The organism is Roseburia sp. AF15-21 (assembly GCF_003479505.1).
GTDB classification, from domain to species: Bacteria; Bacillota; Clostridia; order Lachnospirales; family Lachnospiraceae; genus Roseburia_C; species Roseburia_C amylophila.
On record NZ_QUHG01000001.1, the window covers coordinates 273,657 to 289,168 of the forward strand.

The 15,512-nt window shown below is 39.3% G+C and carries 18 protein-coding genes and 1 pseudogene; 1 reads left to right on the forward strand and 18 read right to left on the reverse strand.

All coding sequences use genetic code 11. From position 1 onward, the window contains the following. Positions 1 to 214: 214 nt before the first annotated feature. Positions 215 to 691, reverse strand: a complete 477-nt coding sequence (locus tag DWW33_RS01290) for a LysM peptidoglycan-binding domain-containing protein (RefSeq protein WP_118638706.1) — start codon at positions 689 to 691, stop codon at positions 215 to 217. Positions 692 to 856: 165 nt separating this feature from the next. Here DWW33_RS01290 and lexA point away from each other — a divergent pair, with 165 nt between their 5' ends. Then, positions 857 to 1,474, forward strand: coding sequence for a transcriptional repressor LexA (gene lexA / locus DWW33_RS01295; RefSeq protein WP_022243831.1), 618 nt, complete (start codon positions 857 to 859; stop codon positions 1,472 to 1,474). Between the two features lie 154 nt (positions 1,475 to 1,628). Here the strand turns inward: lexA and rsfS are convergent, their stop codons facing one another. From rsfS to hisZ, 17 genes and pseudogenes are all read right to left on the reverse strand, one after another. Then, positions 1,629 to 1,982: a ribosome silencing factor gene (rsfS, locus tag DWW33_RS01300; RefSeq protein ID WP_118172571.1), complete on the reverse strand. Its 354-nt coding sequence runs from the start codon at positions 1,980 to 1,982 to the stop codon at positions 1,629 to 1,631. Beyond that, a complete protein-coding gene (gene yqeK / locus DWW33_RS16250) occupies positions 1,975 to 2,559 on the reverse strand; it encodes a bis(5'-nucleosyl)-tetraphosphatase (symmetrical) YqeK (protein ID WP_242997800.1) in 585 nt (194 codons plus the stop codon). The genes rsfS and yqeK overlap by 8 nt, the downstream gene beginning before the upstream one ends. 30 nt (positions 2,560 to 2,589) lie before the next feature. Then, positions 2,590 to 3,177, reverse strand: a pseudogene (gene nadD, locus DWW33_RS16255) (nicotinate-nucleotide adenylyltransferase); the annotation flags it as partial. 45 nt (positions 3,178 to 3,222) lie between these two features. Next, a complete protein-coding gene (yhbY, locus tag DWW33_RS01310; protein ID WP_117698619.1) occupies positions 3,223 to 3,516 on the reverse strand; it encodes a ribosome assembly RNA-binding protein YhbY in 294 nt (97 codons plus the stop codon). 6 nt (positions 3,517 to 3,522) lie between these two features. After that, a complete protein-coding gene (gene obgE, locus DWW33_RS01315; protein WP_117841065.1) occupies positions 3,523 to 4,812 on the reverse strand; it encodes a GTPase ObgE in 1,290 nt (429 codons plus the stop codon). 150 nt (positions 4,813 to 4,962) lie between these two features. Continuing rightward, positions 4,963 to 5,253: a 50S ribosomal protein L27 gene (rpmA, locus tag DWW33_RS01320; protein ID WP_022243836.1), complete on the reverse strand. Its 291-nt coding sequence runs from the start codon at positions 5,251 to 5,253 to the stop codon at positions 4,963 to 4,965. Between the two features lie 3 nt (positions 5,254 to 5,256). After that, a complete protein-coding gene (locus tag DWW33_RS01325; protein ID WP_022243837.1) occupies positions 5,257 to 5,586 on the reverse strand; it encodes a ribosomal-processing cysteine protease Prp in 330 nt (109 codons plus the stop codon). Positions 5,587 to 5,602: 16 nt separating this feature from the next. Further along, positions 5,603 to 5,908: a 50S ribosomal protein L21 gene (rplU, locus tag DWW33_RS01330; protein WP_022243838.1), complete on the reverse strand. Its 306-nt coding sequence runs from the start codon at positions 5,906 to 5,908 to the stop codon at positions 5,603 to 5,605. Between the two features lie 222 nt (positions 5,909 to 6,130). Next, positions 6,131 to 7,396 carry a ribonuclease E/G gene (locus DWW33_RS01335; RefSeq protein ID WP_158561848.1) on the reverse strand — a complete coding sequence of 422 codons (1,266 nt, stop codon included), beginning with the start codon at positions 7,394 to 7,396 and terminating at the stop codon, positions 6,131 to 6,133. Continuing rightward, positions 7,389 to 8,111, reverse strand: coding sequence for a TIGR03936 family radical SAM-associated protein (locus tag DWW33_RS01340; RefSeq protein ID WP_118638707.1), 723 nt, complete (start codon positions 8,109 to 8,111; stop codon positions 7,389 to 7,391). The genes DWW33_RS01335 and DWW33_RS01340 overlap by 8 nt, the downstream gene beginning before the upstream one ends. After that, a complete protein-coding gene (locus DWW33_RS01345) occupies positions 8,095 to 9,960 on the reverse strand; it encodes a TIGR03960 family B12-binding radical SAM protein (protein ID WP_118638708.1) in 1,866 nt (621 codons plus the stop codon). Before DWW33_RS01345 ends, DWW33_RS01340 begins: the two co-directional genes overlap by 17 nt. Before the next feature lie 54 nt (positions 9,961 to 10,014). After that, positions 10,015 to 10,326, reverse strand: coding sequence for a hypothetical protein (locus tag DWW33_RS01350; RefSeq protein WP_147404693.1), 312 nt, complete (start codon positions 10,324 to 10,326; stop codon positions 10,015 to 10,017). A gap of 80 nt (positions 10,327 to 10,406) precedes the next feature. Then, positions 10,407 to 11,687 carry a bifunctional phosphoribosyl-AMP cyclohydrolase/phosphoribosyl-ATP diphosphatase HisIE gene (gene hisIE / locus DWW33_RS01355; RefSeq protein ID WP_118172566.1) on the reverse strand — a complete coding sequence of 427 codons (1,281 nt, stop codon included), beginning with the start codon at positions 11,685 to 11,687 and terminating at the stop codon, positions 10,407 to 10,409. An 8-nt stretch (positions 11,688 to 11,695) separates the two neighbouring features. Continuing rightward, positions 11,696 to 12,289, reverse strand: a complete 594-nt coding sequence (hisB, locus tag DWW33_RS01360; protein ID WP_022243844.1) for an imidazoleglycerol-phosphate dehydratase HisB — start codon at positions 12,287 to 12,289, stop codon at positions 11,696 to 11,698. Positions 12,290 to 12,304: 15 nt separating this feature from the next. Further along, positions 12,305 to 13,603, reverse strand: a complete 1,299-nt coding sequence (gene hisD, locus DWW33_RS01365; protein ID WP_117841071.1) for a histidinol dehydrogenase — start codon at positions 13,601 to 13,603, stop codon at positions 12,305 to 12,307. A 2-nt stretch (positions 13,604 to 13,605) separates the two neighbouring features. Further along, positions 13,606 to 14,259 (reverse strand): ATP phosphoribosyltransferase, encoded by a 654-nt coding sequence (hisG, locus tag DWW33_RS01370; protein WP_118172565.1) that lies wholly within the window; start codon positions 14,257 to 14,259, stop codon positions 13,606 to 13,608. A gap of 2 nt (positions 14,260 to 14,261) precedes the next feature. Continuing rightward, positions 14,262 to 15,455 carry an ATP phosphoribosyltransferase regulatory subunit gene (gene hisZ / locus DWW33_RS01375; RefSeq protein WP_117841073.1) on the reverse strand — a complete coding sequence of 398 codons (1,194 nt, stop codon included), beginning with the start codon at positions 15,453 to 15,455 and terminating at the stop codon, positions 14,262 to 14,264. Between the last annotated feature and the right edge of the window lie 57 nt (positions 15,456 to 15,512).

Consider the following 15,512-nt stretch of genomic DNA (forward strand, 5'->3'; position numbering starts at 1 on the left):
TTGTCTAAAATAATGTAATTTGATATATGTAGTTGAAAACAATACTTTTTCTTATTTCCTACTATATTAATATGGTTACTATGGAAAGTCAATATAAAATTAAAAATAATATTTAAAATAGCATTAAAACAAAATCTCTTCTTGCATATCTTATTTATCCAGAAAGGTATCTAATTTATCTAAAAGCGGTCTGTGTTCTGTCATATCTGAAATCCTATTTAAATTCACTGGAAGAATAAGAAACAGTAAGGTACTCTCCCGCATGGATGGTATCACTGGTCAACTGGTTCATCTCTTTTACTTCTTCGATATAAGAGGCATAATCGGCATCATCACCGGCATATTGCTGGGCAATCGTCCAGAGAGTATCCCCTTTCTGTACTTCAATGCTGGTATAATATTTATAGGTATTTACCTCATTGGAAGCTTTGCTCTGTGAAGAAGCAAGCAGGTTGCTTCCTAAAATAACACCAAGGATGGTTAAAAGCACTGCCAGAAAAGAAATAATAAGATATCTTTGAATCTGGCACATATATGCTTTGTTTCTTCTTCCGTTTGCACGAATTGCCATCGTACGATTCGATGTATACTGAGTTCCATCCATATATCTGCGCCTGTTGTCCATTCTATTTCCCCTTCCGTAGTATTCTTTATATTCGTTGTATCCATATACTCTATTATCACGATTCATTGTTTCGTCTCCTTTCGAACGTCTGTTGCGAACATTTGTTTATACATGCATTATATATAGGGAACATTCGTTTGTCAAGAAGAAAAGCGAACAAATTTTCGGAATATGTGTTTGCTTTTTCTGTGAACATATGTTAGACTTAGAATATAAAAAGGAGGTAATGAGATGGCATACGGAAAAATCAGTTCAAAACAAAAGGAAATTCTTGAATATATTAAACAGGAAATTTTAAATAAAGGATACCCACCTGCTGTTCGTGAAATTTGTGAAGCAGTTAATCTGAAATCAACTTCTTCGGTTCATTCTCATCTGGAAACTCTTGAGAAGAATGGATATATCAGACGTGACCCTACGAAGCCAAGAGCAATTGAGATCATTGATGACAGCTTTAATTTAACCAGACGTGAGGTTGTTAATGTTCCTATGGTAGGAAGTGTTGCTGCAGGACAGCCGATTCTTGCAGTAGAAAATATTACCAGCTATTTTCCTATTCCGGCAGAGTTTATGCCAAATGCAGAAAGCTTTATGCTTCGAGTTAAGGGAGAAAGTATGATTAATGCAGGTATTTTCGATGGGGATAATGTTCTTGTAAAGCGTCAGTCTACTGCATCTAATGGTGATATTGTGGTTGCTCTTGTAGATGATTCTGCAACGGTTAAGACCTTTTATAAGGAGGATGGTTATTATCGTCTGCAGCCAGAAAATGATTCCATGGATCCAATTATTGTGAAAGAATGTTCTATTCTTGGAAAGGTATTCGGCGTATTCCGTTTCCTGGCTTAGTAATAATTTCAGGCTTATTAAGTAAGTATATTTTAGAAAGAAGGCTCTACCATACAGACTGTGTTTGTACGATAGTGCCTTCCTGATATGCACATCTTATTATATAACTTTTTATATATACCTTTTCATAATATACTTCTTAACTATATATTTCTTAAAGTTCTTCCGGGTCAATATCTTTTCCATCTCTCCAGATGCGCTCTAAATCGTAGAAGAGACGATCTTCTTTTGAGAAGATATGAACGATAATATCACTGTAGTCCATCAGAATCCAGCTGGAACGCTGATTTCCTTCAATCTGTTTTGCATGATAACCGGCTTTATATAACTGTTCATCTACGCTGTCCTGCATAGCCTGTAACTGGTTGGCATTACTTCCACTGGCGATAATAAAATAATCTGCGATAACAGATATTTCACTGATATCAATAATACGGATATCTTCTGCCTTCTTTTCCGATAATGCCTGATATGCAATCTTCGCCATTTCTTTCGACTGTTTATTCATGAGAACCTCCTGTATAGTAATGATATGTTTCAATTGTCATTGGATCGATATTTTTATCATTTTTACTGCCATTGAGATAATGAATGGTATCACTTAAAATCATTTTCAGTGCTTCATCTAAATCTTCAAAGGCTGTTTTTCTGATTTCTTTTAGGTTTGCTGCTTTATCCCGTTTTGGTTCGATATAATCCGCAATAAATACGATTTTATCCAGTGTATTCATTGCCGGTGCCCCGGTGGTATGAACAGAAATTGCATGAAGAATCTCTTCGTCCTCTACCTCATATAATACTCTGGCAAGAAATGCACCGACTTTAGCATGAAGTAAAAAAGGATTATCCTTTTCCACCTGCGTGACAGGAATGTTATTCTTTGCACATATTTTTAACTTTTTTTCATTTGGAATACATTTGGCACAATCGTGAAGCAGACCTGCAAGCTGAGCCTTTTCCATATCATAACCATTTGCCATGGCAAGACAGGCTGAAGTATACATGACCCCTAAAGTATGCTCGTAACGGTCTTTATCCAATTCCTTTTTTAATGTTTTTTTTATCTTATTTAATCTTTCGTTCATTGGTGTCTGACCTTCATCCTCCTGATATAAACACTGATGGGCAATATATTCTTCCACTTCCGGTGTGACAAGGTAACGTATCGGTTCCCCTTTTGCTACCCGCTCCCGGATATTATGAGAAGAAACGGAAACATTTGGTGTGATAATCGGCCTTATATCTGCCGAATAGAGCCGCTTTAACTCTGCAGCCTTATTCTTTATCCGGTTCATATCCAAATCGTCTCTGATGGCAACTAAAAGCGTTGCAAGACGGCAAATTTCTGCCGGCTCCATCCATTTATCCAGATAATCAAGGGAATCTGCTCCCATAATGAAATAGAGTTCCCAGTCCGGATAGGTCCGATGAAGCTCCTGCAGCGTCAGATACGTATAACTGGTACGGGCTGCATTAATCTCCATGGCCGAAAAATAAAAATCCGGATTATTTTTAATCGACAGGCGAATCATTTCCAGCCGGTGGGCAGACTGTTCAATCTCTTTATCATCCTTATGAGGCGAATGTCCCGTTGGAATAAAAAGAATCTGGTCTAAATGATATTGTGTTACCGCATTCTGTGCAATAATCAGATGCCCGATATGAATCGGATCAAAGGTTCCGCCAATAATTCCAATACGCACTTTCTTCAATCTTCTACCACCCTTCCAAGGTATAAAAGCTTTCGTTTATAACAATTCAATCTTTGGATGTTTCTTTGATTTACGGTAAAGAACGATTTTTTTACCAGTTACCGCAACCACCTGTGCATGCGTACGCTCTGCAATTATTTCGCCTAATTCGCGAGGATCATCTGCACAGTTTTTTAATACAGAAATCTTGATTAATTCACGTTTTTCAATGGCATCATCTACTGCTGAAATAATTTCCGGTGTAAGAGATGCCTTTCCAATCTGAAAAATTGGATTTATCGTACTTGCCATTCCTCTTAAATGGGAACGCTGCTTACTCGTTAATTCCATAATGATTTACTCCTTATAATAATCGAATTCAAGTCCATACATACGGACGGTGTCACCTTCCTGAATACCCTTAGCCTCTAATTCCTTTAAGATTCCCTGTTCTTTTAAGAATTTCTGGAAGAAAAGGAAACCTTTCTCCGAATCAATATTGGTGTAACCCAGCATTTTATCAATTTTAGGACCTTCTACAACATAAGCACCATCTTCCGGATCAACCTCAATGGTATAAGGTTCACCCTCTAATGCTCTGGAATCCGGGAAGAATTCCTGTTCATAGATGACCGGAGTATCGTCCATTTCATCTAAAAGACTCTTCACATAAAACATTAACTCACGGACACCCTGACGGCTGACCGCAGAAATTGGAAATACTTTAATGCCGGATGGCTCAAAGGTTTCTTTTAATTTCTCAATAATTTCATTATTGCCTTCATAAATAGCATCAATTTTATTTGCTGCAATGACCTGAGGTTTCTTTAATAATTCCGGATTAAAGGATTCCAGCTCCTGGTTAATGGCATGAATATCTGCAATTGGGTCTCTGCCTTCTGTTCCGGCAGCATCCACGACATGAATGATAACCTTGGTACGCTCTATATGCTTTAAGAATTCATGTCCAAGACCGATTCCTTCGGATGCGCCTTCAATCAGTCCCGGAATATCAGCCATGACAAATCCGGCACCTTCGCCTAAATCAACAACACCAAGAATCGGATTTAAAGTTGTAAAATGATAATTTGCAATCTTTGGTGTTGCATTGGTGGAACTGGATAATAAAGTTGATTTTCCAACATTTGGAAAACCGACTAATCCAACGTCAGCAATTACTTTAAGTTCCAGTCGAACTTCAAGTTCCAGGGCTTCCTGCCCCGGCTGTGCATATTTCGGTGCCTGCATGGAAGAGGTTGCAAAATGCTGATTGCCAAGTCCACCCTTTCCACCGGTTAAAATAATCTGTCTTTTATTCTCACCGGACATATCTGCAATTACCTTATCGGTAGCTGCATCACGGATAATGGTTCCGGCAGGAACATGGATGACAAGGTCTTCACCTTTTTTTCCGTGGCAGTTTCGTTTCTTTCCTTCTTCTCCGTTTTCTGCAGCCCATTTGTGTTTATGGCGGAAATCATTTAAGGTGTTCATGCTGTCATCTACTTCAAAGATGATATCGCCGCCTTTTCCTCCGTCACCACCGTCCGGACCGCCATCCGGAACATATTTTTCACGGCGGAAGCTCACATGACCGTTACCGCCTTTTCCTGATTTTATAATAATTTTTGCACTGTCGGCAAACATAATTTTCTACCTCATTATTGATTGTGAACAAACATCAGTTACTGTAATCGAATGATAACTTTAAGTGCTTCTAAATTACTTCAAGTTAAAATATAGTTTCCTATAAGTGAAAATAGACCCGGCGCTTTCGTGTCGGGTCTATCATGCATCTTATTCGTTTGTTGCTACTGGATAAACAGAAGCCTGTTTCTTATCTCTGCCTTTTCTTTCAAATCTAAGAACACCGTCTGTTAATGCGAATAAAGTATCATCTCCGCCGATACCAACGTTAACGCCTGGATGAATCTTTGTTCCACGCTGTCTGTATAAAATGTTACCAGCCTTAACGAACTGTCCGTCTGCTCTTTTTGCACCTAATCTCTTGGATTCAGAATCTCTACCGTTCTTAGTAGAACCAACTCCCTTTTTATGAGCAAAAAACTGAAGGTTCATATTCAACATGTTCTACACCTCCTTGAAGTTTAAAATGATGTAATCATTTCCATAATTGTTTTGTATTCCCTGTAAGCCTAAAACCATTGTGTCCAAAAGTAACTTTGCATCATGTCCTGCCGGCTGCTCAAAAGATACGGAAATCAATCCGGTCTCTTCGTCCTGATTGGTCTTGAACTGTTCTTTTGTGAACATTCCAAGGGCATTGATTGTATTAATCACAAGAACCGAAATTCCTGCACATACAATATCCTCTCCGGCATCTGCATATTCAGCATGTCCGACACAGGAAAAAGCAAGATACTCTTGTTTCTGGTTTCGAAAAATCGTTATCTTTGTCATAACAATTTCCTATCGATTACGCATTAATTTTTTCGATTTTCACCTGTGTGAACGCCTGTCTATGACCGTTCTTCTTGTGATAGCCGGTTTTTCTCTTATACTTGTAAACGATAACTTTCTTAGCTCTGCCTTCTTTTACTACAGAAGCTTCTACAGTTGCGTTAGCTGCGTCTGCACCAACTTTTAATCCGTTGTCAGATACTGCTAAAACCTGATCGAAAGTTACTTTCTCACCAGCCTCAACACCAAGCTTTTCAATGGTAATGATATCGCCTTCAGATACTTTGTACTGTTTACCACCTGTTGCTATAATTGCGTACATATGGCACCTCCTATTATCATTACTCGCCAGTTGTGGTGCTATCCTTACGATAGACTTATACCTCACTGTGCGGCATACTGTTGTATCATAGCACACGAATTACGATTCGTCAACTATTTAACGCTATAATTTTAATTATTTTTCAGGTACTTTCGGGTATTGTATTCAGATATTTCTTTGCATATCTTGATAGATACCTTGATGTGGCTTTTGCAGCTGCTATCATCTTAGCTGAGCCACCTGCTCCAAAAGCGTCTTACGCTCCTTCTTCCGGGTCAGTTCCACTAAGCCAAGCTTTGTAATATCCACAAGCCGTACCGGAACCGGGTCTTCTTTTAAGGATAACCGGAACTGGTGCATCAGCTCTTTTCTTTGCTCTTCTTTTGCCATATTGATGAAATCCACAATGACAATTCCTGAAATATTACGAAGCCGGAGCTGTCTTGAAATCTCTGCAGCAGCTTCTAAATTAATCTTATAATAATATTCTTCTGCATTTTTTCCGGAAGTATTCTTTCCACTGTTTACATCGATAACTGTCAGAGCTTCCGTTGGCTGAATGATAAGATAAGCACCAGACTTCATCCAGACCCGTTCCGATATTGCACGCTGTATCTGCGTCTCAAAGGAATAAAGGGTTCCTAATGAAATGGCATCATTTTCATAGAACCGTATCTTAGATAAAATATCAGGATTTCCGGCATAAAGCTGTTGAAGCTCTTCATAGATATTCTTATCATCCGTAATAATTTCACCAAGCTCTTCCTGGTAAAGGTGATTGATGGCATTTTCATAAAATTTCTTTGGCAGCATCAGAATGCTGTAACAGGTACGGAAATGAAAAGTTGCAGCTAACTTCTGATAGTCAGATAAAAGTTTCCGGTATTCTGTTTCCAATTCTTCCGGAGAAGCTCCTGCCGCATTGGTTCTTACGATAAGACTATGCGGCTTTCTTTTTTCTTCCTGTCCGGCATTCTGCTTTGTATCGGTAACTGCTTCTTTTTCAAAAAGCCGCATCTGTTCGAAAAGCTGTACCTGACTGCTTAACCTTTCTTTTTCATCCGCACTTAATTTAGAAGAAATGGCAAGGGGACGTTTTTCATTTGTCAGGACAAAATATTTTCCGGTAAGGGAAATCTTGGTATCTGCAATGGGATACTTGGTCTTGATTGCCTCTTTGGTAATCTGCACCACAAGTTCATCCCCTTCGGTCAGCTTTCCGCTTCTGCACTGTTTCGAAAACCAGGCATCTTTTATATGTGCTGTTTCCAGATAACAGGTTACTCCCTTTGCAATGTCCACAAAAGCGGCATCTAAGTTCGCGGCAATCTTTTTTACCCTGGCAATACAAATTATTCCCGGTACAACCTGATTTTCTTCGGATAACGGATGAAATGCAATTTCCCTAAACTTGTCCTTTTCATCTAACAGTGCCGTAAAATAGGAGTCGCCTACATAATGCTGCCTTGTAATGATAAATTTATTCAAGAATGTCATCTCCCATTTCATCCAATGCAATCAGAGTGCCGTCTTCTTTTCTGGCATATACATCTACACGATGAATCTGGAACTGCATTTCGTTATAAGGAAGATTCAGATACCGGTAAAAGGCTTCTAACAAAAGCTCTGGTTTTACATTATCTACGCTTCCTGTGGATACTTTAAGGTAAAAGAACGGACAGCCATCGGTCGCTTCAACCTGAAAGTCATATACCAGCTGTTTTAAGTCCATGACTTTTTCACTTTTTTTTGTCTTTTTCGTAACCAGAATCTCCGGAGCATCTTCATAAAATACTTTCACTTTTTCTTTCAGTTCATCCAAAGCGAATGGACAGTTTACCTTATCTTTATAAAATACTTTATAGTCTGCTGCGGCAACAATGGACATCGCTGTTTTTGCATGCTCTGGCAGCATCCGGTAAGATACGATTTCAACACCTTCCACCATGGTATCATTTAAAGCCTTAACGGATTCAATTGAACTTCTGGTAGAATGTACTTCAATATCAAGATATTCTCCATCACTGGTGATTCCAACTCCCAGCGGTGCCGCAAAAGACATAATCTGATGCGGAGAAAATCCCTCGGAATATGCAATATCAATCTCAGCACGACGCATTGCTTTCTGGAAATAACGCATCATATCAAGGTGTCCGATAAATTTCATTACACCATATTTTCGAAATTTAATTCTTATTTTCAAAGCAGACACCTCCCTTAAACTGAGCAGCTCCACAGCCCTGACACTGCATCCGGCAGTTTGGAGTTACTTCTTCTTTTCTGGCACGTTCCCATTCGCGGATTAAGAACTTTTTCGAAACGCCATCATCAATAAAATCCCATGGGAAAATTTCATCCAGAGGACGTTCCCGCATGGTATAGAAATCGGTATCGATGCCACATTCCGCAAAAGCCTCTACCCAGCGGTTATTATCAAAAAATTCCGTCCAGGCATCAAAGATACCACCTTTTTCATAAACCTTAAGCAAGGCAGGGGCAATCCGGCGGTCTCCTCTTGCAAGAATACCCTCTAATACCGTAACATCTGCTTCATGCCAGTTATACTTGATGCTCTTGCGGTTTAACTGTTCTTTTACAGCATCATTTACCACCTTGGCTCTGCCAAGATAGCTGTCCTTATCATACATTCTCGCCCACTGGAATGGAGTAAATGGCTTTGGTACAAAGAAAGAGGTACTGATAGTAATCTGACATTTTCCATTCCGCTCTTCCTTTGGAATCTCATAATAACGGACTGCAATTTTATTGGCAAGTTCTGCTATGGCACGCATATCATCTTCCGTCTCGGTCGGAAGTCCTAGCATGAAATAAAGCTTTACTTTATTCCAGCCGCCTTCAAACGCCATTCCGGCACCACTTAAAATCACCTCTTCCGTCAGTCCTTTATTAATAACATTACGAAGACGCTGGGAACCGGCTTCCGGAGCAAAGGTAAGGCTGCTCTTTCTGATATCCTGCACTTTTCCCATAACATCTAAGGAAAATGCATCGATACGAAGAGATGGCAGAGAAATATTTACGCCTTTATCCTTAAAGTTATCAATCAGGAAATTAACCAGTTCTTCCAGTTGCGAATAATCACTGGAACTTAAAGAACTTAAAGAAATCTCTTCATGTCCGGTATTCTTTAACATTTCGTAAGCATAATGTTTTAAGACTTCTACATCTTTTTCGCGGACCGGACGGTAAATCATTCCTGCCTGACAGAAACGGCAGCCGCGGATACAGCCACGCTGAATCTCTAATACCACACGATCCTGGGTTGCTTTAATAAAAGGAACAACCGGTTTCTCCGGGTAAACAGAATGGGACATATCCATCTGAATCTGTTTCTTTACCGTTGCCGGCACATCCTCATATTTTGGTGTAAAGGATGCAATCGTTCCATCTTCTTTATAAGCCACCTCATACATGGAAGGCACATAGATTCCAGGAATAGACGCTGCACGGCGTAAGAATTCCTTTCTGCTGACCTTTTCTTTCCTGCACTGCTTATACAGCGTAAATAATTCCGTATAAGAAATTTCGCCTTCTCCGATATAGAACAAATCAAAGAAATCTGCAATCGGCTCCGGATTATAGCTGCAAGGACCGCCACCGATTACAATCGGGTCATCTTCTTTTCGCTCAGAAGACAGCATGGCAATCTGGGATAAATCAAGAATCTGTAAAATATTGGTATAGCACATCTCATACTGGATGGTAATACCAAGGAAATCAAAATCCTTAATCGGCTCCTGACTTTCCAGTGCAAATAAAGGAATATTTTTTTCTTTCATAATCTTGTGTAAATCCGGCCACGGAGAATAAACCCGTTCGCAGTATACATCATCCCGTTTATTAAACATATCATATAAAATCTGAATGCCAAGGTGAGACATTCCGATTTCATAGACATCCGGAAAGCACATTGCAAAACGGATGTCAACGTCCTTCGGATTCTTCTTTACCATATTCAGCTCGTTTCCGATATAACGGGCCGGTTTATCAATTGTTAAAAGTATTTCATCACTTAATGCTAAAGTGTTCATCTGGTACCTCAATCATTCTTAAATATCATAATCCGATTTGTAAAAAAATAACGCTTATTTATTTTTTGCAAAATCCGAAATCATCATAACATACTTTTGCAGTTTTGTATAATCATAGTTTTCTTCTAATTGCCGGTACATCCATTTGGTATCTTTTTCACCGGCAGTTCCCGGAAAAGGAAGCTTTCCTTTATCACATAAAACAAACACCACAAAAAGGCAAATACAAAGCAGCCATTTTACTTTCCAAATGGCTGCTTTTCCTGTGTTTATTAACTCCTCGTCCGTGTCTTTCCGTGATTCCGAAAAAGAATTTCTGGCACGAAGAATATATTCCCGTCTGTTTGCAATATAATCCTGTTCCAAATAAATCGCACCTTTCTGCATATCATTGCCTGATTGTTATTCTGCTGTAATCTATGCAGAAAGTGCAGGAACTATGTATATTATCTCTGGGCAAGTTCCTGGGTAACATCCTCCCATGTTACGCCTTTTTCTACCATCAATACCATTGCATGATAAAGGAAATCTGAAATTTCATAAATAATCTCTTCCGGTTCCGGATTCTTTGCGGCAATGACAATCTCGGTTGCTTCTTCGCCGACCTTCTTTAAAATCTTATCAATTCCCTTATCGAAAAGGTAGTTGGTATAAGAGCCTTCCTTTGGATGAATCTTACGATCCGCAATAATGGAGTAGACATCCTCAAATACCTGCAGTGGATTTTTCTCAGCATATTCTTTCTTGACAATTTCATTAAAAAAGCAGCTTGGTGCTCCGGTATGACATGCCACGCCAATCTGGGATACCTTTGCAAGAATGGTATCAAAGTCACAGTCTGCCGTTAAAGATTTCACATACTGGATATGGCCACTGGTCTCACCCTTCATCCACAATGCCTTACGGCTGCGGCTGTAATAAGTCATCTTTCCGCTGGAAATGGTGGTATTGAACGCTTCTTCATTCATATAAGCTACCATAAGTACTTCATCGGTACGGTAATCCTGTACTACAACAGGTACCATTCCATCCGAATTCAATTTGAAATCACTCCATTTTAATGCCGGAGCAAAATTGTCCATACGGATTCCGCTGGCTGCAAATTCTGTCTTTAATTTCATGATATCTGTCCTGGTATCATTAATAAATGCACCACAGATTCCTCTGACATTTTCACGGTTTAATACATCCACCAGTGCATCCTTGTCATAATTATCATACTGAACGACATATGGCAGATTTGTAATATTTTCTACTCCGTCCATCATGGATGGATCAAGAACAATCATTTCATGGAAATATTCATCCAGTTCATCTTTGTGTTTGAATAAGAAATCAATATTCTTTACAGAAACTATCATACGGTCTTTTCCGAATCGTTTTGCACCTTCCTCCGCCAAAGACATGCTGACAGATTTGGCACCGTTTAAAACAACCTGTTTACATCCAGCATAGATAAATTTCTTAATGTCTTCCAGACGGTTGATATTTCCACCTGCATAAATCGGAATCTCTACAGTACGGAAAATATCTTTTACCGTATGAATATTTTTCTCATGCTCTTCATCATCGGTTGATAAGTCATAGATTAAAATCTTATCAATTCCACTGTCATTATAAAGCTTGGTAAGTTCTTTTAAATCTCCTGCAGAACTAAGGTCACTCGGGCTCTTTACTGCCTCTCCGTTTTTCAGATAAATGGTTGCTACTATATTCTTGTGTTTCATATGCTCACCTATAAACTGCCTTTCGTTGATAATATGTCGGTAATACGCGGGTCAATGATGGTTGCCTCATCCAATGCCTTTGCAAATGCCTTAAACATGGCTTCAATCATATGATGGTTATTTCCGCCTGTAATGACCTTAAGATGTAAATTCATTCCGGCGCTATAGGAAATGGCATAAAAGAATTCTTTTACCATCTCAGTATCCATATAACCCACACGGTCTGTGGTGAATTCTGCATCAAAGGATAGATACGGTCTTCCGGATAAATCTACCGCACAAAGCACCAGTGTCTCATCCATTGGCAGCATACAGCTTCCAAAACGTTTGATACCCTTTTTGTCACCGACTGCTTTTTTAATGGCATTGCCAAGGACGATTCCGGTATCTTCAATGGTATGATGACAGTCCACCACCAGATCTCCGGTCACTTTGACATTTAAATCAAATAATCCATGTCTTGCAAAGCCATCTAACATATGGTCGAAAAATCCAATTCCGGTATCTACCTTTGCATCCCCTCTGCCGTCCAAATCAAAGGAAAGGTAAATATCGGTTTCTTTTGTTTTTCTTGTATATTCTGCAATACGTCTTTGTTCCATGAAACAAACCTCCGTTTAGTTTTCGTCTTCAAATCTTACTTTAACGGAATTTGCATGTGCCGTCAACTGTTCGCACTCTGCAAACTGGGCAATATCTTTATATACTTCCTCTAATGCTTCCCTGGAATAGGAAATAATGCTGGATTTCTTAATAAAATCATCTACGGATAATGCAGAGAAGAATTTTGCGGTTCCATTGGTTGGAAGAACGTGGTTTGGTCCTGCAAAATAATCACCAAGCGGTTCACTGCTGTATTCACCGATGAAAATTGCTCCGGCATTTCTTACCTTGGTCATAACTTCAAATGGATTCTTTGTTACAATTTCCATATGTTCGGATGCAATTTCATTTACTGCAGCAATGGCTTCCTCCATATTATCTGCAATTAAAATATATCCATAGTTATCTAAGGATTTCTGGATGATTTCTTTTCTGGAAAGCTGTGCGGTAAATTTTGCTGCTTCCTCAGAAACACGCTCTGCCAGTTCACGGCTTGTGGTAATCAAAATTGCGGAAGCCATTTCATCATGCTCTGCCTGGGATAAAAGGTCGGCTGCAACATATCTTGGATTGGCTGTTTCATCTGCTAATACTAAAATCTCACTTGGTCCGGCGATGGAGTCTATGCTGACATAACCGAATACGGCTTTTTTCGCTAAAGCTACATAAATATTTCCAGGGCCAACAATTTTATCTACTTTTGGAATGCTTTCGGTACCAAAGGCGAGAGCTGCAATTGCCTGTGCACCTCCTACTTTATAGATGCGGTCTGCACCAGCTTCTCTTGCTGCAACCAATGTAGAAGGATTTACCTTACCATCTTTTCCAGGCGGTGTTGTCATAATAATTTCATCAACTCCGGCAACCTTGGCCGGAACAATATTCATCAGTACGGAAGAAGGATAAACGGCTTTTCCACCCGGTACATAAACACCGACACGGGCTAATGCGGTTACTTTCTGACCTAAGATAATACCTTTATCCTGGCTGTCAAACCAGCTGTTCTGACGCTGTTTTTCATGATAGGTACGGATATTTACAAGAGATTTCCGGATGACTTCAAGGAGCTTCGGATCTACTGCATCATAAGCCTCCTTAATCTCTTCTTCTGTTACTAAAATATTATCTTTATGAATCGTTGCGCCATCAAATCTCGCTGTATAGTCAAATAATGCAGCATCTCTGTTGGCACGTACCGTTTCAATGATTTCCTGTACGCTGGCTTCAAATTTGCCGTAGCTGTTGGGGCTTCTCTTTAAAAGATTCTCTAATATATTACCCTTTGTCTCTTCTGTCAACTCTAAAATACGCATGTTTATGCCTCCTTTAATACCGATTTTAAATCTGTAATTAATTTCGTAATCCGCTCATGTTCCATTTTCATACTAACCTGATTTACGACCATCCGGGCAGAAAGCGGACAAACTTCTTCTAATACTTCAAGTCCGTTTTCACGTAAGGTTGAGCCTGTCTCTACAATATCACATATTACCTCAGAAAGTCCAACAATCGGGGCAAGTTCGATGGAACCGTTTAATTTGATAATTTCTACAGTCTGATGTTTCTTATTATAAAAATAGTCTTTTGCAATGCGCGGATATTTGGTTGCCACACGGATCAATTCGTGATGCTGTAATAATTCTTTGGATTCTTTTGGACCGCAGATACACATTCTGCATTTTCCAAAGCCCAAATCCAATACTTCATAAATATTTCTTGCTTCCTCTAAAATTGTATCCTTTCCCACAATACCGATATCTGCCGCACCATATTCTACATAAGTTGGTACATCCGGTCCCTTGGCAAGGAAGAAACGAAGCTTTAATTCTTCATTGACAAAAATAAGTTTTCTGGTATCCTTGTCTTTCATTTCTTCACAGGTAATGCCGATTTTTTCAAAAGTCTCTAAGGTTTTATTTGCCAGTCTTCCCTTACCTAATGCAAAGGTTAAATATCTCATATCTTCCATTTCTATTCTCCATCCATAAATGTCAGTTCTGCAATCTGATTTCGCAATGCATATGCTTCATAATCTGCTTTTGATTTATCCATTGCCCAGGCAATCAGTTCCACATTGCAGTCCTTTGCCCTCAGTGCAATGGCTTTCTTTACTGCTTCCCTGCGGTATTCCGGTTTGTATACAATCAGCTGATTGTCATGTTTTACGGTAATCTCAATTTTCTGTCTTGAAATTGCTGCCATTAACTGGTCTACTACTATCGCAAATCCAATGGAAGCTGCATCTTTTCCAAAATAAGTAAGAAGCTTGTCATAACGGCCACCCTTTACAATCGGTTCACCGCTTCCGTAAGTATAACCGGCAAAAATTACTCCGGTATAATAATGATAGCTGCTTAACATACCAAATTCATAGGTCACATATTTGTCTACGTCATATACTTTAAGCACCGCATCTAAGTCTTCCAGTCTGCGTATCGCTTTATAAACCCTTGGATAATCAGCTGCATAGGTCTTTGCTTCTTCAAAGGAAGATGCATTATCATAAATGGTTCCAAGCATTCCGAATAATTCTTTTAAATTCTGGTTCATGGAGCAGTCGGAAATCTCTTCTTCTACACCAAAGAAATTCTTATTGGCAATCAGTTCCCGGATAACTTCTTCCTGTTCTTCGGAAAGTCCTGCCGCTTCCATTAAGCCACGGAAAAATTCCACATGTCCCACACTAATCTGGAAATCCTTTAAACCACTGCTCTTTAATGCGTCAATTGCCATGGCAATCATCTCTGCATCGGCATCTACGGTATCATCTCCGATTAACTCTGCTCCAAGCTGGGTGGATTCCTTTAATCTTCCCTGATAACTATGGTTATTAATAAAGGTATTTCCCATATAAGAAAGGCGGATTGGCATATCCTCATCCATAAAATATTTTGCGGCAGACCGTGCAATAGATGGTGTAATATCCGGTCTTAATACAAGGGTATTTCCTTCCCGGTCAAAAAATTTATATAATTCGCTGGATGGAATGGTTCCAACTTCTTTTCCAAATATATCGAAAAATTCAAAGGTCGGTGTCTGAATACTGTGGTATCCGTGCCGTTTTAAAGCCTTATGCAGCCGATCCTGCAGCTCTAATTTTTTTTCACACTCTTCATTATAAATATCCCGGACACCCTCTGGTGTATGTAACAATTGATTTTTCATATAAACCTCCAGTTTTTCTCAAAGCACTTTAGCGTGCTACCATGCTACCACGGTGAA